The sequence below is a fragment of the Segetibacter sp. 3557_3 genome (assembly GCF_004354985.1).
In the GTDB taxonomy this organism is placed as follows: Bacteria; Bacteroidota; Bacteroidia; order Chitinophagales; family Chitinophagaceae; genus Segetibacter.
The window spans coordinates 151,423-174,187 of record NZ_SMSK01000001.1; the positions used below are offsets into that span (position 1 = coordinate 151,423).

Sequence of the window (22,765 nt, forward strand, 5' to 3'; positions counted from 1 at the left end):
CATCGTGAACTGGCCGCGTACACCGTCATTGCGACGAAGGAAGCAATCCCATGTTTTAGCATCGTAAACTGGTTCGTACACCGTCATTGCGACGAAGGAAGCAATCCCCCGTTTTAGCATCGTGAACTGGTTCGCAATTCGTCATTGCGACGTAGGAAGCAATCCCCCGTTTTGGCATCGTGAACTGGCCGCGCAAACCGTCATTGCGACGAAGGAAGCAATCCCCCGTTTTAGCATCGTGAACGGGCCGCGCACACCGTCATTGCGACGTATGTTAATGATGAACGATGAATGATGAATGCATGATCTGCGCACTTCGTCATTGCGACGAAGGAAGCAATCCCCCGTTTTGGCATCGTGAACTGGCCGCGTACACCGTCATTGCGACGAAGGAAGCAATCCCATGTTTTAGCATCGTAAACTGGTTCGTACACCGTCATTGCGACGAAGGAAGCAATCCCCCGTTGTAGCATCGAAAATATTTAGCTCAATGATGAACGATGAATGCATGACTTGCGCACTTCGTCTTTGCGACGCAGGAAGCAATCCCCCGTTGTAGCATCTTAAACCTGATGCAAGCAGTAGCCATCACTCGTTGTGATGTCGTTCAATGAAATGCCAGCAACGGATTGGCTCCGTAGCATTACCCAAAGTACAAGAGTGCGACGCAAGGATGTCGAATCAGGGCACATCAGCCCGGCTCCAAAAAAATGTTTTAATCAGCGACACGGGGTCTAAAGATAACCCATTCCTGTAGTCGATAACGCTCCACTTCCTCTTTCCGCGGAAAAGCAGAAGTAAAAAAACTTTTTAAAATATTCGAAAAAGTTTTCTCATTTTTGAAGAATGTATCTAACTTTCTCTCATTAATTGTGTAAGTAATCCGCTAATGCACGACAAGAAGCACTCGACAAGGGAAAAAATCGTCAGGGAATTATATTTCAATAACTCGTTGTCGTGTGCCGATTTAAGCTTGAAGATTAAGAAGAGCTTGCCCGTGACTACCAGGATCGTAAGCGAATTGATTGATGATGGCTGGATACGTGAGATGGGATTTGCTCCATCGACCGGTGGCAGGCGACCAGGGATGTACTCGTTAAAAAGCGATGTCAGCTTTATCGTTTGTGTTGCAATGGACCAGTTTGTTGTACGGATTGCTGTGATGGACATGCAAAACAATATGGTAAGCACACCAGGGAAGTTTGAACTGTCGTTGCCGAAAAATCAGGGTGCACTTACGCAATTAACAGAGATCATCACAGGCTATTTAAAAGAAGCACGGTTGCCCAAAAAAAAGTTGTTGGGTATAGGCATCGGCATGCCGGGATTTGTTGATTATAAAAACGGCATCAATTATTCTTTTCTCGAAACAACTACCGGAACAGTAACCGAACATATTAGCAGGGTGACGGGTTTGCCCGTTTTTATCGATAACGATTCCAGTCTAATTGCACTTGCGGAACTGAGATTTGGTGCAGCAAAAAATAAAAACAATGCAATGGTCATCAACCTCGGATGGGGACTTGGCCTTGGGATGATTTTAAATGCAGAGTTATTCCGGGGACACGATGGGTTTGCAGGAGAGTTCAGCCATATACCCGTTTTTTCAAACGACAAAATGTGTAGTTGTGGCAAAAGTGGATGCCTTGAAACGGAAACGTCGTTGTTGGTAATCATCGACCAGGCAAAGAGAGTTTTGGAACTGGGACGTTCATCTATGACAGATATATCGTTTACAGAAGATCACGAAGAAGCATGGACAGCGATTAGCCGGGCAGTACATGCAGGCGACAGGTTTATTATAGAATTATTTTCGAAAGTTGGTTACAATATCGGCAGGGGAGTGGCCATACTTATCCACTTGCTAAACCCCGAACTCATCATTCTCAGCGGCAGGGGCTCGGTTGCGGGAAAAGTTTGGCTCGCCCCGATACAACAGGCATTAAATGAACATTGCATTCCGCGTATTGCAGCGAATACAAGTTTGGTGATGTCAACACTTGGCCATGATGCTGAATTAGTGGGTGCAGCCGCACTGGTGATGGAAAACTTTCAGCATAAACAAACGGATAAAAACAACAATAAAGAAATAGCCATCAAATCTTCTTATTAAGCAGGAAATAACCTTGATAAATTAATTAATTGGTGCAACAACAAAAGCCAGGTTATCCAATTCAGTGATATTATTCTTTCGGATAAAAGCTATTATGAGCGGTTGCAATGGTATGGCTTACCGGTGTTAGATTAGAGGCTTGCTTAACAATCGCCCATGGTTGTGACGGGCATTTAAATAGTGTTGTTATTTGCCAATTTAATGTTTTGAGCGTGACACTTTAGAACGCTATACGAAAGCATTAACCCGATTGCGCGTGAAAGAACTGCTTAATTAAACATCGTTATTTGATCATCATATAATATACAGGCATATTCAATGTTGCGGATGCGGCACCAATGATATACCCGGTTCTGAGTTCTAATTCAATCATCTAAAACTAACTCCAATGAGGAAGTATCTACTTACTTTGATGCTGATGCATTCTGTCTTTTTCGTGTTCGCTCAAACACGGAGAATTACAGGTATAATTACCGATGCGCAAAGCAATCAGCCATTAACCGGGGTAACAATCCTGGCCAACAATCAGCGGGCAAATGCTGTTTCCGAAAATGATGGAAGATTCACCTTAACTGTTCCACAGGGCCGTGTTGATCTCGATGTTTCTTATGTGGGTTATAAGAGCCAAACCGTGCGGGTGAATGCCGACCAACAAACGATATCTGTAGCCCTGGAAATTGGTGAGGGCCAGATGAGTGATGTAGTAGTTACCGCGCTTGGTGTAAAGCGTGATCGCCGGAGTCTTGGCTATGCTACCTCTACTGTGTCGGGCGACCAGCTCACCAAAGCGGGAACCACTTTAAATCCTGCCTTGTCACTTTACGGAAAGGCTGCCGGGGTTGGTGTAAACATAGGTTCTTCAGGACCCACAGGTGGTGTAAATATCAACATCAGGGGCGCGGGTGGCCTGGAGTCCAATTCTAAAACAAGGCCGCTGTTTGTAGTAGATGGTGTGCCCATTTACGACCAGGCAACGAGCATGGCCAATACCACCTATGATCCGTTAAACTCATTGGATTATGGCTCAGGCATCAACGACCTGAACTCCGACGACATCGAGTCTATAGAGATACTTAAAGGTGCTAAAGCAACCGTGTTATATGGCTCACAAGGTTTAAACGGGGTCGTGTTGATCACTACCAAAAGCGGCAAAAAAACAAGGGGCCTTGGTGTAACCGTTTCGCACCAAACCAGTATTGACCGGCCATTTTCTTTCATCGACTTTCAGAACGAGTATGGCTCCGGTACAAGCATTCTTGACACAGCCACTACCGTACTGCCAAACGGCCAACGGGTGCGTACCTTACGCGCTGACCGGCTAAGCTTCGGACCTAAATTCGATGGCAACCCGGTAATGCGTTATGATAGCACGATGGTTCCGTATGTTGCGCACCCAAATAACTTCCTCGACTTCTTTCAAAATGGTGTAACCAACCGTACAAACGTGGCCATTGCAGGTGGCGGAGAATTTGGAAGCGCACGGGCATCATACTCCAACATCGATTTCAGCGACCTGCTGCCGAACTCTTATCAAAAGAGCAACAACTTTAGCTTCAATGGAAACTTTAGTGTTTCGCCGTTTGCAAACTTCGAGTTCATCAGCAACATCTATAGTGTAAAAACCAAAAATCGCCGGCCAAATATCGAGCAGGTGGTAGCATTTGGTTTAAACAGAGACTACGATTACAACTTCATCAATAATTTTTATATGGATGAGAACGGCTATCAAAGAGTTCTTGATAATTATGCCCTGCCGCCATCCGCAAACAGGCTCATTGGTGTATTAAACGAACAAAACAATAACAGCGACATCGACAACAAGTTCCACACCATCAACTCAATTAAAACTACACTGAAGTTCACCAAGAATATCTCCTTCATTGGGCAGGCTGCCGTAGACTATACCACCACTGATTTTACAACCCAAAACAAAATCGTTCGGTTGCTGCCAACACTTACAGGTGGTAAATTTCAGTTCAGGAAATCAACATCAACAGTACAGAACTACCAGGGTATTCTTAATTATGAAAAGAACCTGAATAACGACCTCCACATTTTTGCATTCGCAGGGGCCGCATACCAGCAGGTTCGTTACAACGAACTGTTTGCGGGAACAGGTGATAACGGCCTTCGCTTCCCTGACTGGTATTCGATGAATAACGACATCGGCGGTGCTCCCGAACTATCAAAGGTGAGGGGTATTGTGCGGGGAGCTGACCTACTGTATGGGGTATTTGGTTCGTTTACGGCTTCGTGGAAAAACACGCTGTACCTCGAGATACAGGGTCGTAACGACTGGAACTCCTCGCTATCGCCGGGCAATAACTCCTACTTCTATCCTGGTGCATCACTTACTTATAACTTCTCCAACAATATCACCATACCCAAAATGAAGTACGGTAAATTCCGGTTCTCCTGGGCAGATATTGGCGGCGGGCCAACAACTTCTTTACAAGACAGGTATTTTGCCAACAACGCCTATACGGTTGGTACCATTTACGAAAACGCAACCATCAGGGCTGTTACCCCTCCGGGAGCACTTTTCCTTGGCGACATCAAACCGTTTAGAAAACGCGAATTTGAATTGGGATTAAATACAAGATGGTTTGAACAAAACCGCCTTGAAGTTGATTTCTCTTTTTACAACAACAATATCTACAACCAGATCATCCCGCTTAGCATTAACCCGCTTACGGGTTATAGCAGGGCAAACATCAACAGTGGCAATGTTAAACACTGGGGTTATGAATTGTTCATAAAGGCAGCACCGCTCGTGGCCAAAAATTTCCGTTGGGATGTAACGTTTACCGCTGCACGCCAGCTTTCAAAGGTTGTTGAGCTCTACCCCGGCATTAACGAACAAATCATTGATGGTAGCGCAGGCTACCGGGTTGTAGGAACCATTGGTAAACCAGCGGGCGACATCCAGATGTTTGATTATAGCAGGGATCCCGATGGTAACAGGGTAGTAAATGCAAATGGCCTGTACACCCTGGGCAACAACTTTAAAACATTTGGTAACATCAACCCTAAGGCTTACGGCGGCTTGTACAGCGACTTCTTCTTGAAAGGTTTCAACTTCCATGTTGGTATCGATTACAAGTTTGGTGGCAAGGTGTTCTCTTATTCAAACAATTACCTTGTTGGCAATGGTGTTATCAAATCAACACTCGCAAACCGCGATGAGTCGCAAGGCGGACAGGCTTATTATATCGAAAACGGCACCAACAAAAAGATTGCATGGGAGCATAATAAACCGGCGCCTGCAAATGCTGTTGGCGGCAGGGTTCATCACGATGGGATGATCCTCGACGGAGTGAAAGCAGTAACCACGGGTGGTGTTACCAAGTATGAAAAGAATGATATCATTATCGCAGCACCTGCATATTACCAAACCTACATCAGCGATAATAGCACAGGCTGGCCTCCCGATCGTTTGTTCACCAATGATTATATCAAGTTGAGGGAGCTTTCAGTTGACTACACCATCCCCCGCAGAATATCCAGCATGCTTCACCTGCAAAAGCTTACCATAACTGCAGCTGCGCGAAACCTGTTTTACCTACATAAAACCCTCCCCAATGTTGATGCTGAGTCAACCCTTGGCGCACAGGGCTATGTTGAAAACTCGTTTTATCCATCATTACGCACTTTCACCTTTGGCGTTAACGTAAGCTTCTAATGCTTTAAAAAACCGATCATGAAAAAACAATCATACAGATACTTGTTCCTGCTGGCCTGCATCACCTTACTTGGTTCTTGTAAAAAGCAGTTGGAGGAACAATTTTACAATCCTGAAGTATACTCTAAAGTAGAAAACCTGTACGGCGGCATCTTTCTAAAAATGCTCACGGAAAACAAGGTGTACTCCAATGACTATGGTGAGTTCTACTGGCAGCTGAATTCGGGCACAGAAGTGCCGGGATACGCACAAATTTCACAACGTCATATTACCGACCGCTATGCATGGTACCTTAACTACGACGACCTTGGCGGCACTGGCGGTTTTGGTGGCCTTACCAACAACTTGTGGAATAACCGGCTTAACGATTTCTATACCCGTGCACGTTTCTGGGCCGTTCTAAAAGATGAATTGGAAAAGCTGAATGGCCAAGCTTTGGCCGATAACAAGATATACTATAGCCTTGCCACGGTCATTAAGGATTATGTTGCTTTGGTAAACGTTGACTTTTACAACCACATTCCTTACTTCGATGCATTCAAGGGACGTGATACCGTTTTTTACGCCAAATTCGATGAGCCGCTAGAGATTTATAAATCCGTGCTCAACGAACTTAAACTCATCAGCGAAGAACTGCCTGCCACCCATGCCGCCATGTCGCCGCTTGGTAAAAGCATCTTCACTCAACAGGACATCGCGCTCCAGGGTGACATCAACCGGTGGATACAATACATCAACGCACTCCGGTTAAAATATGCTGTCCGCATCTCCGGGGTCGACGAGGCAACCGCAAAAACACACTTGCAGGATTTGCTCACCAAGCCGATGCCCGCAACAGATCTTACCTGGTCGCTCACCGTGGATGTAGCTCCGGAAAGCAACGGCTTCTGGTTACGCGGTATGTACGAAAACTACTTTGCAACCTTCATCCCGGATATCATCATGAGGCGAATGCACCGGGATAGTGCAGCCGCATACCAGCCCGGTGTTGATGATCCGCGTTTACAGGTGCTTGCAATGCCAACCAAGTATTTTGCGGGAACACCAAGCACCACGGTGAACCGCCGCAAGTACATTGGGGTTAGTTATAATACCGATGCCCAAAAGCCTGCCTATGTTGCCGGTGAACGTTATGTTACAAGCGGGGCATCGTTTATCCTTTCCTTACAACAAAATGCAAAATCACAGTACAATTACACAACGTTTTTCCACAATGCCAAGTTTCCTGCCTACATGATGTCCGTTGCCGAAGTGGACCTCTTGCTTGCGGAAGTTGCTCTTAAAAACCTTGCACCTACGCCAAAACAGGCGAGCCAGTACATCAAGGATGCCATCAGCCATTCAACAGATTTCTGGTATGCACGTAACGAGGAAAGTCGTATGGCGGCATCATTCCGCAACAAGGCCATCGCGGGCAACTTCTTTACCGGTCCGCTAACCTTTAACAGCAATCGTTTCGGCGAAGACTCGGCATTGTATTTCCACCCTGCTAAACCATCTGCAACAGTTATCAACCAGTATTCCGATTCAATAGCAACCAGGTTTAACTCACGCGGCGATGTGGAAGCAAAAATGGAGATCCTGATGCAGCAGAAATATATTCACCTGAACATCATGTCACCTTTTGAACTATGGACAGAATTACGCCGCACACGCCATCCATATCTCGAACCAATGACCTTTACCGGGAAGGTGATGACCCCCTTTCCTGAACGCCTGAAGTACCCACAATCGGCGCTTCAGACTAATACCGAATTTTACATGCTGGTAAAGGACCAGGATAACTTCACAACACCGATATTCTGGGTGCCGGCAAATAAACGTAGTGTAAAGCCGTACTGGCCAAACTATAATTACGAATAAATCACCAGGGGCAGGTTAGTAGCCTGCCCTTGATCTTGACCATCGGCCTTTCAACGCTTTATTTTTATGGACCAGGCGGAAGTATTGCTATTTTGCTTCCGTTGCGTCGCACTCTTGTACCACGGTAGTTGCCGCAGCCAAACTTGTGCTCCGGGCCATTTTGCTCCAGAGATTAAATGTGAACTATGAGTCAGAGAATCATGTTACCTGTATTTCGACTGGTTTTTTTAGCGGTTAATCTATTCTGTACATCTATTGTATCCAGCCAGCAGGTTTATCATTTCACCACAGGATTAATGACCGGTGTACCCAGCAGGTATGGAAGGGAAGCGCTGTATATGGATCAGCTTGCCTGGCAATTGTACAACGGCACCTTAAAGGCTCCGGTGGACGGCGCAATATTTGGCAAGGACGAAAGAGGACAAGAGCTGAAGTGGCAACCCGTTAGTGCTGATAGTTTAAACAGTTTAAGAAGCCGGGGTGGTTTTGGTGCAAGGGGCACAGGTCCGGCAGGCCCCGGTGTAATACCTGGTGCCAGGAATTCAATCGGTGTTGGTGGTACATACATCTACCTTACTTATCAATCCGATAAGGAGCAGGTTGCGTTGTTAAACATACAGGGTAACAGTGGCGTTTACATCAACGGCGAGCCGCACATGGGTGATGCTTACAGCCTTGGCTATCTCTATATTCCCTGCAAGCTCAAAAAAGGCCTCAACGAATTTTATGTGCGTGGTGCCGGCATCATTGCAAGCCTTACTTTTCCAACAAAGCCCATACTGCTAAACACCGAAGACCCAACATTACCCTACGTTGTTTTAAATGGCAAAAACGACCAACTACAGGGAGCCATTGTTGTCTATAACACCAGCAACACACCTGGAAAGTCTTTTCAAATCAAAACCAATTTTCAAGGGAAAGAACTGGTCACCCCTATACCGGAAGTGCCGGCCATGTCGTCCCGCAAAGTGCCCTTTGCTTTTAACGGCAGCGGGGTTACAGTAAAAGGTAGATATGACTGCAAGCTCACCCTGGTTGATAAATCCCGAACCCTCGATACTGCTACACTGGCCATAGAGGCGGTGAACCCATCCGAGCATTACAGTGGCACATTCATCAGCAATATCGACGGCAGTCTTCAGTATTACGGGGTCACACCACAGTCATCATCAAACACGACAAACTCCGCCCTGTTTTTATCGGTACACGGAGCCGGGGTAGAAGCCATCGGCCAGGCCAGGGCTTACAAGCCAAAAGACTGGGGAACACTAATTGCTGCAACCAACAGGCGCCCCCGCGGTTTTAACTGGGAAGACTGGGGCAGGCTTGACGCATTGGAAGTACTTGCAATTGGTAAAGCGAAGTTCAAACCGGATCCGAAACAGGTTTACCTAACGGGTCATTCGATGGGTGGGCACGGTACCTGGTTTCTCGGCGCCACCTACCCCGATAAGTGGGCCGCTATTGGCCCTTGTGCCGGGTATCCGACATTAAAAGGATACGGATCTGCTGATGGCCTTGTGCCGGACAGCAGCAATAATCCGCTTGAACAAATGCTGTTGCGCAGTGGCAATCAAAGTGATGTTCCAAAGCTCGCAACCAACTATAAGCCACTTGGTGTATACGTATTGCATGGCGACGCCGACAGGACGGTTTCGGTGAATTACGCACGGCAGATGCGCCGAATTCTTGGAGAGTTTCACACCGACATGAGTTACTATGAATACCCAAATGGTGAACACTGGTTTGGCGACCAGAGTGTAGACTGGAAGCCGCTCTTCGACTTCTTCAAGTGGCATACCCTTGCAGTGGATAGCAGCATCGATGTAATTGACTTTAAAACCGCAAGCCCGGGCATATCAGCTTCCTATCACTGGGCATCGATTGAACAACAGCAATTTCCCTTGCAGTATAGCCACATCCAGTTAAACCGGAATAAATTACAAAGCACCATCACAGGCACTACTGATAACGTTCACCTCCTGAAACTGGATCTTTCAGACTTTCAACCGGGTACCGCCATCAGGGTCGACCTTGATGGAACTTCCGTTACATACACTACAACCGGAACGGATAGCCTTTACCTCGTTAAGCAAAACAACAAATGGAGCATCGGCACAAAACCCAATCGCTTTAGTAAAGGTCCGCACCGTTATGGCACGTTTAAAGATGCCTTTAACAACAGGATGGTTTTTGTTTATGGCACCAGCGGCAACAAAGCGGAAAATGAATGGAGCCTCGCCAAGGCACGTTATGACGCCGAAACCTGGTACTATCGTGGCAATGGGGCAGTAGACATCATTGCTGATAGGGCCTTCGATGCCAGCAAATACCCCGACCGTGGCATCATCCTTTTTGGAAATAAAAGCACCAACTCGGCATGGAAGTCACTTCTCGCCGACTGTCCCATCCAGGTTGAACGAAACAAGATCACTGCAGGCAGTCAGACCTGGACAGGGGATGACCTGAGCACTTATTTTGTATGGCCACTTCAAAATTCCAATGTTGCTTCTGTTGCAGTTATAAGCGGAAGTGGATTGAAGGGAATGATGGCTGCAAATGCCAACCAGTATTTTGCGGGCGCAAGTGGGTTTCCTGATTTTATGGTTTATGGTTTCAACATGTTGCAGTCGGGTGCAGCAGAAGTAAAAATGGCGGGTTTCTTCAACAACGAATGGAAGCTGGACCTTGAAAATACCGTAGTAGCTAAGTAATCAAACATACCAGCCTATGCCTATGCAAGCGCAAGCCAGGATCATCTATATGACGCAGGTCAAGGCTCATACAACAGCGATCGTAAAACACATCTGGTTCGATAGGCCCGTCAAGGTCAGGCCACTATGGCTTGCGGCTTTGCTCACCTTTATGAAAAAGTACTGTTTCAAGATAATCCAAATGTAAACTTGCGCTACCAATGGTATGAACACGAACGGCAATCACGTTCAATTGTCCTGTATGTGCAATCAAAGTTTTTGACGATGAAAAACCAAAGATACCTGCTACTCGTTTCGCTTGTGCTCTTTTATGCCCAACCATCCTATGCGCAAAGTACCACCACACAACTTCAATCATGGCTCCGGGCACCTGCCGGCAAACGTGCTCCAATCAGCGCAGTAAAGTTTAGCAATAAGCCGCTCAGTAAACAAGAGGCAGCTTCAGCCACGTCATTGCTTTTGGAGGACGCCTACCGAATGCTTCGCGTTGGTCTTGAAAAACAATGGAAGAACAAGGCCATCATCAGCGATAATGACACGCTCCGATTTGAGTATAAAATATTTGGTGAAAAGCCATCACAAGGACGAAGCCTGTTTATTTCCATGCATGGCGGTGGTAATGCTGCAGCAAGGGTAAACGACCAGCAATGGAAAAACCAGGTGGGCTTGTATAAGCCATCCGAAGGTGTATACCTTTCTCCCCGTGCACCCACAAACACCTGGAACCTGTGGCACGAGTCGCATATTGATACCCTTTTTGACAAGCTGATTCATGCCGCAATTTTGTTTGAAAATGTAAACCCCGATAAAGTATACATTATGGGCTATTCCGCAGGCGGCGATGGGGTGTACCAGCTCGCACCAAGAATGGCCGATCATTGGGCAGCGGCAGCAATGATGGCCGGTCATCCAAATGAAACATCTCCGCTGGGTTTACGTAATCTTCCATTTACGATTCATGTAGGCGCACTTGATAATGGCTTCAATCGTAACGAGGTTGCACGGCGCTGGAGCGTGATGCTGGACAGTCTTGCAAAGGAAGATCCACCTGGTTACAAACACCTGGTGCAGTTGCATGAGAGCCGCCCACATTGGATGAACCGGGAAGATACCGTGGCAATTGATTGGATGATGCAATACCAGCGCAATACCACTCCCAACCGGGTTGTATGGAAACAGGACGACATGCACCATTCTACTTTCTATTGGCTGGCAACACCGGTACAGGCTATAAAAACAGGTGGGGAGGTCGTGGTATCTTACAAAGGAAACGAAGTGACCATTGAAAATAACTACGCAGATACCCTGTGTATCCGCTTGAGTGATGCCATGATGGATCTCGACAAGCCGGTGACCGTTAACCATAATGGCAAAACCATTTTCAAGGGCAAGGTAAAACGTACCATAGGGTTGTTGGAAAAAACAATAGCGGAAAGAAAAGATCCCAAATTGGTCTTTTGTTCGGAGCTTGTTTTCGCAAATGGAAAGGTTACCACTGGTGAATAAAAAAGCAGCTTACCTGGGTGCAATGTGGTAAAAAGACATTGAAGCGTTCGGACAACAGGAGAACTGCATCAGGTACCCAACGAACCATTGGAATAAAAGCTAATCAATGATCAGAACCGTTATACTGTTTGTTTTTCTCTTTTTTGTGTTCGATGTTTGCCTGGTGGCCCAGGAAAGTATTCATCCGCAATCAACAGCCTATGAGTGGCCAACTGATCCGCAGGTGCGCAACAAACTGGAGCAGTGGCGCGACCTGAAATTTGGTATGATCATCCACTGGGGGCTGTATGCTGTTCCGGGCATTATAGAATCGTGGTCGATCTGCTCCGAAGATTGGATCGAACGGGATAGCAATTCGAATTACGACGAGTATAAAAACTGGTATTGGGGATTAAAGAAAGATTTTAATCCCATAAACTTCGACCCCACCCAATGGGCAGCCGCAGGCAAAGACGCCGGGATGAAATACCTGGTTTTTACCACCAAACACCACGACGGATTTTGCATGTTCGATACCAAACAAACAGACTTTAAAATATCTAATGGTCCTTTCGCCAGTCATCCCAAAGCCAATGTCGCAAAGGCAGTGTTCGATGCTTTTCGCGAAAAGGACTTTATGATCGGCGCCTACTTCAGCAAACCAGACTGGCACTCGGAAAATTATTGGTGGCCAAAATACGCAACACCCGACCGCAACAACAATTACGACATCACGCGTTTTCCCTGGCGATGGAACGCATTCAAGCAATACACCTATAACCAGTTGAGCGAACTCATGCACGACTATGGGTCCGTCGACATTCTCTGGCTTGATGGCGGCTGGGTTCGTCCGCGTGAAACGGTTAACGCAGAGGTATTATCCTGGGGTGCACCCATACCAAAGTGGAGCCAGGACATTGACATGCCTCGTATTGCTGCGATGGGTCGGAAGGCCCAGCCTGGTTTGCTCATCGTTGATCGAACTGTTCATGGTCCATATGAGAACTACCAAACACCGGAACAACGTATACCCGAAAAGCAACTTGACTATCCTTGGGAGAGTTGTATGACCCTGGCCGATAATTGGGGATTTGTGCCAAATGACCGGTTTAAATCACCGGCAAAAATCATCCATACCCTCATCGACGTGGTAGCCAAAGGTGGTAGTTTGTTGTTGGGTATCGGCCCGAAACCCGACGGCACATTGCCCCCGGAAGCAATAACCCGAATGGCTGAGATTGGCACATGGTTAAAACGAAACGGAGCGGCCATCTACAATACCCGCACGGTAAAGGATTATAAACAGGACAGCACATATTTTACCGGGGGTGAGAAAAGCGGGAAGCGGTACGCACTGGTTTGCCTCAAACAAAATGAACTTTTAACCACAACCATCACGTGGAACAACAATCTGCCAAAGCAGGGAACAACAATAAAGCTGCTGCAATCTGGTGAAACCATCAAATGGAGCACCCAGGGTAACCAGGTTAAACTAACCATGCCGGTTTCATTAGTCAAATCAAAAGAGCAGTACCCGGCGCTTGCATTTGAGTTTACACCAGCTGAATAAAGCAAAGCGTTGCGCAGGAGAGCGTGCCATTTGTACCCGCATAACCCAATGAGAAAACGTATACCATACCTGTTAACCGCCGCATTGATCCTATGCGCAAGGGCGAGCTGGGCGCAGCAACCGGTTGCGCCACCTGCACCATTGTTGCCGTTGCCTACTGAAAAACAAATGGCATGGCACGAGATGGAAATGAACGCATTTATCCATTTTACCACCAATACGTTTACAGGCCGGGAATGGGGCAACGGCGATGAAAGTGAAGCCCTTTTTAACCCAACTGCACTGGATGTTCGTCAGTGGACGAAAACCCTAAAAAGCGCAGGATTTAAAGGGGTAATCCTCACTGCCAAACACCATGATGGTTTCTGCCTGTGGCCCAGCAAATTCACCGACCACAGCGTGAAACGGAGTCCATGGAAGAATGGTAATGGCGACGTGGTAAAAGAACTTTCCATTGCCTGCGAAAGCGACGGATTAAAATTCGGGGTCTACCTGTCTCCCTGGGACCGCAACCACGCAGCATATGGTCAACCGGCATACATCAACTATTACCGCAACCAATTGAAGGAATTGTTCACCAACTATGGGCCCGTGTTCGAGATGTGGTTTGATGGTGCAAATGGGGGTAGCGGTTATTACGGCGGGGCAAATGAAACCCGCAAGATTAATGGAGCCACTTATTACGACTGGCCAACAACTCTGGACAGTGTTAGGAACATCCAGCCACAGGTGCTGTTCTTCAGCGATGCAGGACCTGATCTGCGCTGGTGTGGCAACGAGAACGGAACAGCCGGGCTCACCAACTGGAACACCATATCAAATGATACCTTGTATGCAGGCAAGCCCCGTATAGAGGGGCTGCTCAACACGGGTGCGGCCAACGGCACAAAGTGGATCCCTGCTGAAGTAGACGTATCGATCCGGCCAGGATGGTTTTACCACAGCAAAGAAGACACTATGGTAAAAACACCTGAGCGTTTGTTCCAGATCTACTTGTCGAGCGTGGGCCGCGGATCAACCTTGTTATTAAACATTCCACCAGACCAACGCGGACTATTTCATGAAAAAGATGTAAAAGCGTTGCAGGGATTCCGTAAACTGCTGGATACAGAATTCAAGAAAAATCTTGCTGCCAAAGCGAAAGCAACAGCCACTTCGTTTCGGGGCAGTGCGTCCATGTTCGGTGCTGCAAAAATTACAGATGGCAAAAAAGAAACTTACTGGTCAACCCATGATGAGGTGAAGGCGGCAACCATAAATATTAATCTTGGCCGGCAACAGCAGGTTAAATACATTGTATTGCAGGAGTACATCAGGCTGGGTCAACGCATCAGTAGCTTTACCGTTGATGTAAAACAAGCCGGGGATTGGAAGCAGGTGGCTGAAGGCACAACCATTGGGTACAAAAGAATATTCAAGATAGACCCGGTAACCACTACGGAGATTCGCTTGAACATAAAAGAGTCAAAAGCTTGTCCGCTGATAAGTGAGATTGCTATCTATTGAGCGGATTACGAATTGGCGAATTGCGGATTGGCGGATTACTTGTGGCAAGTCATTCGTAAGATCTAAGATTGACGCATTCAATCGACCGAATGATTTCAGCGGGCTAAATGAAAACGCAACAGATGACCAGAAACATACTATTGACGGTTTATAAATTATTAGGATTGCAAGGAGTGCTTACACTACCAAAGCTTTGCATACTTGCAAACTGCCTTGCAGCAGTTGTACTGATTAGCGTATTAAGCGCGGACAGCTTAGCACAAAATAAATCAGCCCGAACCTATACCCGCTTTGTGGATCCGTATATCGGCACGGGATTTCATGGGCATGTTTTTCTTGGGGCCAATGTGCCTTTTGGCGGGGTTCAACTGGGACCGGTGAACATGTCGCAAGGGTGGGACTGGTGCTCTGGTTATCACTATTCCGACTCTACGATTATTGGCTTTTCGCATACCCACCTCAGCGGTACAGGGATTGGTGATCTCGGCGACATTTTGATAATGCCATTTACCGGCCAGGTGCTGCCGAAAAAGGGTTCGCTCAATGATCCCGCAAGTGGTTATTATTCGCTGTTTAGTCACCATGATGAGACAGCAAAACCGGGATATTATGGGGTTAAACTAAAGCGTTACGATATCGATGTTGCGCTTACCGCGACTAAAAGGGTGGGCTTTCACAACTATACTTTTCCGGCTTCACAAAATGCCGGTATTGTTATCGATCTTAAAGAAGGCATCGGTTGGGATCTCGCAACCCAAACCCACATCAGGCGGGTAAACGACAGTACCATTGAAGGATACCGCTATTCCAGGGGGTGGGCACAGGACCAGCGCCTTTATTTTGCCGCCAGTTTCTCGAAGCCGTTCAAATCGTTTGCCCTTTATGAAGACTCGGTAATGCACGGGGGCGATAGCCTTACCGGCAGAAGGGTAAAAGCCATGATCAGCTTTGCCACATTCAACAAAGAGCAGGTTATGGTTAAGGTGGGCATATCGCCGGTAAGCATCACCAATGCATTTGCAAACATAAAGGCCGAAGTGCCCCATTGGAACTTTAACCAGGTGGTGAAAGCAGCAGATGCAGACTGGAACAGGGAGTTGCGTAAAATTGAAATCAAGACAAAAGACACATCGCGCCTGAAAGTTTTTTATACCGCGTTATACCACACCATGATCGCTCCTTCAATCTTCAACGACAGCAATGGCGATTACCGGGGTACTGACAAGAAGACCTATAAAGCGGCAAACTTTACCAACCTCACTACCTTTTCCTTGTGGGATACTTACCGGGCGGCGCATCCGCTCTTTACCTTATACCAGCGCGATAAAGTGCCCGATATGATCAACAGCATGCTCGCGATATATCAACAACAGGGTAAGTTGCCGGTGTGGCACCTGATGGCAAACGAAACCAATACAATGCCGGGCTATAGTGCTGTACAGGTAATCACTGATGCTTATCTGAAAGGTATCAAGGGCTTCGATGCGGATCTTGCATGGGAGGCCGTCAAGACCACTGCTATGCAGGATGAACGCGGATTGTCATTTGTCAAACAATACGGATTTATACCGGCCGATAGCATGACGGAGTCGGTAGCAATGGGGCTTGAATATGCCATCGCCGACTGGGGCATTGCGCAAATGGCAAAACGTATGGGCAAAGCTGAGGACCACAAATACTTTACACAAAGAGCGGCCAATTACAAAAACTATTTCAATGCTGAAACTGGGTTTATGCGTGGCAGGATCTCAGAAAAAGCATGGCGCGATTCATTTAGTCCTTTCCAGGCTCGTCATATGAAAGACGACTTTACCGAAGGCAACGCCTGGCAATATACCTGGCTGGTACCACAGGATGTTGAAGGATTAATTCAGTTGCAGGGTGGGGAAGGATCCTTTACCAAAAAATTGGATTCGTTGTTTATCGTCAAGGGCAACATGGGTGCAGAAGCATCGCCCGATATATCCGGGCTTATCGGCCAATATGCGCATGGAAACGAGCCCAGCCACCACATCACTTACCTCTACAACTATGTTGGTCAACCATGGAAAACGGCCGACAAGGTCAGGTTTATTCTCGACAGCATGTACTCCGACCGCTTTGATGGATTATCGGGCAATGAAGACGTTGGCCAGATGTCGGCATGGTATGTATTATCTGCGATTGGATTGTACCAGGCCAACCCCATGAATGGAAAATTTCTTGTTGGCAGCCCGGTTGTTGACGAAGCCATCCTCCAGGTAGGCGATAAAAAAACGTTTACCATTAAGGTGCAAAACAACAGCAGCAGCAATAAATATATTCAACGTATACTGCTTAATGATAAGCCATATAGTAAATCGTATGTGCCGTACAAACACATTATTGCAGGCGGAAAAATGACGATTGAAATGGGCAACAACCCGTCGTCAACATGGGGCGTGAAACTGCAGGACAGGCCATTTTCTGCGTTGGACTAGTTTGGTGAAGGCAAGGGTGAAACTTTTTTTGTACCCGGCATTTGAAGTCCTATGTCGCTTGTACGGAAGATCGCGACGCAACAAGTGCAGACTGGGATTAAGCAATGCATAACCGATCAGAAAAAAACCGTTGCCGCGTTATCGCAAAATGCGAACATGTATTTCAACGAGGTCGGCATACCAGGGTTTAACTGTAGTATGGCTGAATAGCATTACTACAAGTACAAGAGTGCGACGCAACGATGTCGCCACGCATACTTCTGCCGGGATCATAAAAAAACAATCATGAAAGAAGCAGCATACAAATTAGCGTTGGTCTATAAACCCATCTGTTCATTAATCGCTTTGCTTCTGGTAGCAGGCTGCTGCATTCAAGCAAGTGCCCAAACCCGCTATGAATTGAAAATGGGATGGGTTTGCGCGCCCGTTACAACGATTAAGGCTGACGGCAATTTATTGTCGAACCCGGCGCTTCCATTAACCGGTATGAAGCCGGCCGTTGTCCCCGGTACCGTACTTACCACCTTGTTACAAAACAAGCAGGTACCCGATCCTTTCTATGGCATGAACAACGAGCAGATACCGGATATTTATACCACGGGCCGGGACCATTATACGTACTGGTTTGTAAAAGACTTCAGGGAAACTTTGCCCGCAGACGGGCAGCAGGTGTGGTTGCAGTTCAGGGGTGTAAATTATGGATGCGATATCTACCTGAATGGTTCCCGGCTAAACGATACCACTTTTAAGGGCATGTATCTAAGGCAGCAGTACAACATTTCAAAGCTGCTGCGCAAAGATGGGAAGAACCGCCTTGCCGTGATTGTATATCCACCCGACCCTGTTGGCAACCCAAATGGCGGACAAGGTGGTGATGGGACCATAGCAAAAAATGTTACGTTGCAATATGTAGCAGGTTGGGACTGGATACAACCTATACGCGATCGCAACACCGGGATTTGGGACAAAGTTTTTATTGAAAAAACCGGCAGCATCAACATTCAAAATCCGCATGTGGTTACGGTGGTGCCGGGCACCCGCAAACCGGGTGGATTGCAACAACCCGCAATGATCCATGTTTCTGCAGAGCTGCTGAATGCAGGCGATAAAACCATCAGCGGCAAACTCAGGTATACTATAGCAGGTGTAAGTATTTCACAACGGGTTAGTCTGCCGGCAAACACCAATACGCTTGTCAGGCTGCCGGAAATGATCATGAGAAATCCGAAGCTATGGTGGCCCGCCGGGTATGGTGCCCAAAACCTATACGTGAGCAAGCTGGAGTTTATTGAAGATGGAAAAGTTGCAGACATGGAAACCATTTCAGTGGGAATCCGGCAGATCAGGCGCGAATGGAATGGGACCACTTTGAGCAGCCAGTTTTCTGTGAATGGTCAAAAGATATTTATCAAAGGAGGCAACTGGATCATTTCGGATGCTATGTTGCGCCTGTCGGCAAAGCGCTATGATGCAGAGGTACGGCTACATCGCGACATGAATCTTAATCTCATCAGGATATGGGGTGGTGCACTGTTGGAGCGACCGGAATTTTATGCCGCCTGCGACAAATACGGCATGCTCGTGTTCCAGGACTTCTGGATGTCGGGCGATTGTAACGGGCGGTGGAATGATCCCAGGAAACTCGAGAGCCGGCAGGTACGGCGGCAATACCCGGATGACCATGGCCTGTTTATCCGTTCCGCTGCCGACGGGATAAAGTTGATCAGGAACCATGCCTCGCTCGCAATCTGGTGTGGTGGTAACGAGATTACACCACCCGACGATATCCTGAAGGTGATGAAAGATTCGCTGTTTCCCGCACTGGATGGTACCCGTTACTTTTTTGATTACTCCAATTCCGACAGCATGTCGAAAAACATCCTCAATGGTGGAGGTGACGGACCGTATACGATACAACCAACCGATACCTTCTGGAAGTTTCGCACTTACCCGTTTAACTCCGAGGTAGGTTCTGTGGGCCTGGGTGACTACGAGAGCCTTGAACGTTTTATTCCAAAAGAAAACATGATTGTACCGGAGTATGTGCCCGCGGTTTCAAGCGAGATAAAAGCCGTTGAAAAGGTTGACCCTGTTTGGGAATACCACCGGTACATCGGTTATGAAAACTACATCAGCCCCTACGGGAAACCATCAGGTGTCCGCGACTTTGCGCTAAAAGGGCAGTTGGTGAACTACAACCAGTACCGTTCGCTGATGGAAGGATTCAGCGCACGCATGTGGGACTGGTATACGGGTACGATCATCTGGAAAACTCAAAATCCATGGACGGCGCTGCGCGGACAGATGTACGACTATTACCTCGATCCCAATGCCTGCCTGTATGGTTTACGTTCGGGCAGTGAGCCCGTTCATGTGATGTACAACCCGCTGAATGGCGCACCGATGGTGGTAAACAACAGCTTTGAAAGCTTAAAGCTTCAGCTACTCATAACGGCGGTTGATATGGATGGCAGATCAACTGTACTGCGACAAGACAACATAGAAATCGGCGCTTCGGCGGTTAAAGACTTTGAGCCGATAAAACGGGAGGTAGACGAATTAAAGAAAAACGATGGCACATTCCTGTCGATACGTTTGATGAACAACAAGGAATTGGTAAGCGACAATTTTTACTGGTTGCCAAATGAGCAACAACAATATCTCGGATTACAGCACATCGGGCAGGCTGCAGCTTCGATTACAGCTAGGCGCGTGGGGCAGGGCAAAGTGCAGGTAACAATCACGAACCCGGCGAATGGGACGGTCGCCTTTTTCAACAGGCTGTCCCTTGTAAATGCACAAACAAAAAAGCGGCTGATGCCGGTGTACTATAGCGACAACTATGTTTCCGTGTTGCCCGGTGAACAAAAAAAGGTCTTGCTTGAATATGAAGCCAACGGCAAACCCCTGGTGTCCTTACAGGGGTGGAATGTCAAGGAGCAGTTTGTAAGCATTCAGTAAACCGGGACGGTAATTAGTCGGACGGGGGCGATCAGCTTTCCAGGGCAGATATAACATGCATTAGTGCTTTCGGTCGCTTGCCCCAGATTGTTCAGGATACTATTCAGCCAGGTTACTATTTGTACAGGGTTTATTCATTCGCCATTACTAAATTTATCAATCATCAACTCCTCTTTGCCCTACCTCATCGAAATTGCCACCACTGATTTTACCACCACCTCATCTGCTGTAAGGGGTGGGGCAGACCGTATTGAATTGTGTAGCGCAATATCAGAAGGTGGGCTTACGCCATCGTATGCTTTGATCAGGCGATGTATTCAGGCTTTTGAGCTTCCGATATTTCCGATTATTCGTCCACGCAGTGGCGACTTTCTGTACAGCAATGACGAATTTGAGATCATACTTGACGACATCCGGGTTTGTAAAGAACTGGGGTGTCGCGGATTGGTAACAGGTTTCCTAAACCCTGCAGGCGAAATTGATGTAGACCGGCTTAAACGGGTCCTTGATGCTGCAGAAGAGATGGAAGTTACCTTTCACCGTGCGTTTGACCGTTGTGCCGATCCGTTTGTTGCACTGGAGCAAATCATTAGTGCCGGCTGCAAACGGATCTTAACCTCAGGTCAGCAATTGAAGGCGTTGGATGGTAGTGCGCTCATCAGGGAACTAGTCTCTACTGCTGCAGGACGAATTATTATAATGCCCGGCAGCGGTGTCAAGCCGGGCAACATCAGGCAGTTGGCCGATGCAACAGGAGCAGTGGAGTTGCATGGCGCGTTGCGCAACACAAAGGCAAGTGAGATGGCCTTTCACTTACCCCAATTTTTAGCCGTGGAAGATTACCTGAACCCGCACATAGATGAAGCAGAAGTACGTGCGATGAAAAAAGCGCTGACCTCGGAATGATGCCGCAAAACTGCTAATTTTCCGTTGTAATGCAGCAGAATTGTATACCATTGCCTTAATCATTGAACAGATATAATCTAACAATAATGAAAAGACGAACATTCATCCGCAACACGGCATTGGCAGGCGCAGGCACAATGCTTAGTGCTACCGGATTTGCAAAGAACCGGGTGGACTTTCCGGTTATAAGGGTAGCCGCTGACAAGCGCAATTTCACGAGCAAAAGTGTTGAAGCGGCCATAGCGGAATTCAAAGCGGCTAATGCAGCACCGGAACTAAAGTGGCTTTTCGAAAACTGCTTTCCAAATACATTAGATACCACCGTAGAGTTCACGAATAACAATAACCAGCCCGATACCTATGTGATTACCGGCGACATCGATGCGATGTGGTTGCGCGACAGCACAGCGCAGGTTTGGCCTTACCTGCAGTTTATCAAAGGGGATCCTGCGCTTCAGCAGCTTATTGCAGGTGTGATCTACCGGCAGTCGCTGAACATTGTGAAGGACCCTTATGCGAACGCCTTTTATAAAGACGTAAACAAAGTCAGCGAATGGAAGTCGGACAGAACCAGGATGCTTCCCGGGGTACATGAGCGCAAGTGGGAGATTGACTCCCTTTGTTATCCCATTCGTTTGGCTTACCACTATTGGAAAATTACCGGCGATGTTGCACCGTTCAACGATCAGTGGCAGAACAGCATAAAGCTGGTGCTGCAAACGTTCAGGGAACAGCAGCGTAAAGAGGGTTTAGGTCCTTATACCTTTCAAAGGGTGACTGAAAAGGCCAGCGATACCATGCCGCCAGGTGGCTATGGATATCCTGTCAAGCCGGTTGGACTTATATGTTCATCATTCCGACCCAGCGACGACGCAACCCTGCTTTCCTTCCTGATCCCTTCCAATTTTTTTGCAGTGGCCAGCTTGCGACAAGCAGCCGAAATGGTCACGGCTATTGGTAAAGACAAAACCCTTGCATCAGGCTTAACCAGCCTTGCTGCCGAGGTGGAGAGGGCCCTGCAGCAATACGCTGTGATCAACCACCCGCAATACGGAAAAGTTTATGCCTATGAAGTGGATGGTTTTGGCAGTCACCTGCTCATGGATGATGCGAATGTGCCGAGCTTACTTTCTATGCCCTACCTCGGCGTTGTAAAAGCAAACGATCCCATATACCAGAACACGCGAAAACTGGTATGGTCAGCAAACAACCCCTTCTTTTTTAAAGGCAAAGCAGGCGAGGGTATCGGTGGGCCCCATGTTGGCTTCGACATGATCTGGCCACTCGGAATTACCATGCGTGGATTAACCAGCACAAGCAATACGGAGATCAAAAGCTGTATTGACCTTCTTCGGACAACCCATGCGGGAACAGGATTTATGCATGAGTCGTTTCATAAAGACGATGCATCCAAATTTACGCGTAAGTGGTTCGCCTGGGCAAACACGATGTTCGGAGAATTTATGTGGAAGGTGTATAAAGAACGTCCGGGGCTGCTGGCTTAGC

General features: G+C 47.4%; 11 protein-coding genes. All 11 read left to right on the plus strand.

Going from position 1 to position 22,765, the window contains the following annotated elements; all coding sequences use genetic code 11:
• Positions 1–889 precede the first annotated feature (889 nt).
• The 11 genes from EXU57_RS00595 to EXU57_RS00645 all read left to right on the plus strand — a co-directional run bounded on the left by EXU57_RS00595 (position 890) and on the right by EXU57_RS00645 (position 22,764).
• On the plus strand, positions 890–2,113 hold the full coding sequence (locus EXU57_RS00595; RefSeq protein WP_133266224.1) for an ROK family transcriptional regulator: 1,224 nt from the start codon (positions 890–892) through the stop codon (positions 2,111–2,113).
• A 388-nt stretch (positions 2,114–2,501) separates the two neighbouring features.
• On the plus strand, positions 2,502–5,795 hold the full coding sequence (locus EXU57_RS00600; protein ID WP_133266225.1) for a SusC/RagA family TonB-linked outer membrane protein: 3,294 nt from the start codon (positions 2,502–2,504) through the stop codon (positions 5,793–5,795).
• An 18-nt stretch (positions 5,796–5,813) separates the two neighbouring features.
• Positions 5,814–7,658, plus strand: coding sequence for a SusD/RagB family nutrient-binding outer membrane lipoprotein (locus EXU57_RS00605; protein ID WP_133266226.1), 1,845 nt, complete (start codon positions 5,814–5,816; stop codon positions 7,656–7,658).
• Between the two features lie 185 nt (positions 7,659–7,843).
• On the plus strand, positions 7,844–10,372 hold the full coding sequence (locus tag EXU57_RS00610; protein WP_243745468.1) for an alpha/beta hydrolase-fold protein: 2,529 nt from the start codon (positions 7,844–7,846) through the stop codon (positions 10,370–10,372).
• 264 nt (positions 10,373–10,636) lie between these two features.
• Complete coding sequence (locus EXU57_RS00615) at positions 10,637–11,878, plus strand: alpha/beta hydrolase (RefSeq protein WP_133266227.1); 1,242 nt, start codon at positions 10,637–10,639, stop codon at positions 11,876–11,878.
• Between the two features lie 106 nt (positions 11,879–11,984).
• Complete coding sequence (locus EXU57_RS00620) at positions 11,985–13,427, plus strand: alpha-L-fucosidase (RefSeq protein WP_133266228.1); 1,443 nt, start codon at positions 11,985–11,987, stop codon at positions 13,425–13,427.
• 48 nt (positions 13,428–13,475) lie between these two features.
• Entirely contained in the window at positions 13,476–14,933 is a 1,458-nt protein-coding gene (locus tag EXU57_RS00625) for an alpha-L-fucosidase (protein WP_133266229.1), read from the plus strand.
• 122 nt (positions 14,934–15,055) lie between these two features.
• Positions 15,056–17,392 carry a GH92 family glycosyl hydrolase gene (locus tag EXU57_RS00630; RefSeq protein WP_133266230.1) on the plus strand — a complete coding sequence of 779 codons (2,337 nt, stop codon included), beginning with the start codon at positions 15,056–15,058 and terminating at the stop codon, positions 17,390–17,392.
• A gap of 285 nt (positions 17,393–17,677) precedes the next feature.
• Positions 17,678–20,353 carry a glycoside hydrolase family 2 protein gene (locus EXU57_RS00635; protein WP_133266231.1) on the plus strand — a complete coding sequence of 892 codons (2,676 nt, stop codon included), beginning with the start codon at positions 17,678–17,680 and terminating at the stop codon, positions 20,351–20,353.
• A gap of 174 nt (positions 20,354–20,527) precedes the next feature.
• Entirely contained in the window at positions 20,528–21,259 is a 732-nt protein-coding gene (locus EXU57_RS00640; RefSeq protein WP_133266232.1) for a copper homeostasis protein CutC, read from the plus strand.
• Between the two features lie 86 nt (positions 21,260–21,345).
• Positions 21,346–22,764: a glycoside hydrolase family 125 protein gene (locus tag EXU57_RS00645; RefSeq protein ID WP_133266233.1), complete on the plus strand. Its 1,419-nt coding sequence runs from the start codon at positions 21,346–21,348 to the stop codon at positions 22,762–22,764.
• The last annotated feature ends 1 nt before the right edge of the window (position 22,765 follow it).

Coding starts and splice junctions, on each gene's coding strand:
- EXU57_RS00610 (WP_243745468.1), top strand. CDS start 7,844: ATGAGTCAGAGAATCATGTTACCTGTATTTCGACTGGTTTTTTTAGCG.
- EXU57_RS00620 (WP_133266228.1), top strand. CDS start 11,985: ATGATCAGAACCGTTATACTGTTTGTTTTTCTCTTTTTTGTGTTCGAT.
- EXU57_RS00605 (WP_133266226.1), top strand. CDS start 5,814: ATGAAAAAACAATCATACAGATACTTGTTCCTGCTGGCCTGCATCACC.
- EXU57_RS00625 (WP_133266229.1), top strand. CDS start 13,476: ATGAGAAAACGTATACCATACCTGTTAACCGCCGCATTGATCCTATGC.
- EXU57_RS00645 (WP_133266233.1), top strand. CDS start 21,346: ATGAAAAGACGAACATTCATCCGCAACACGGCATTGGCAGGCGCAGGC.
- EXU57_RS00630 (WP_133266230.1), top strand. CDS start 15,056: ATGACCAGAAACATACTATTGACGGTTTATAAATTATTAGGATTGCAA.
- EXU57_RS00595 (WP_133266224.1), top strand. CDS start 890: ATGCACGACAAGAAGCACTCGACAAGGGAAAAAATCGTCAGGGAATTA.
- EXU57_RS00615 (WP_133266227.1), top strand. CDS start 10,637: ATGAAAAACCAAAGATACCTGCTACTCGTTTCGCTTGTGCTCTTTTAT.
- EXU57_RS00600 (WP_133266225.1), top strand. CDS start 2,502: ATGAGGAAGTATCTACTTACTTTGATGCTGATGCATTCTGTCTTTTTC.
- EXU57_RS00635 (WP_133266231.1), top strand. CDS start 17,678: ATGAAAGAAGCAGCATACAAATTAGCGTTGGTCTATAAACCCATCTGT.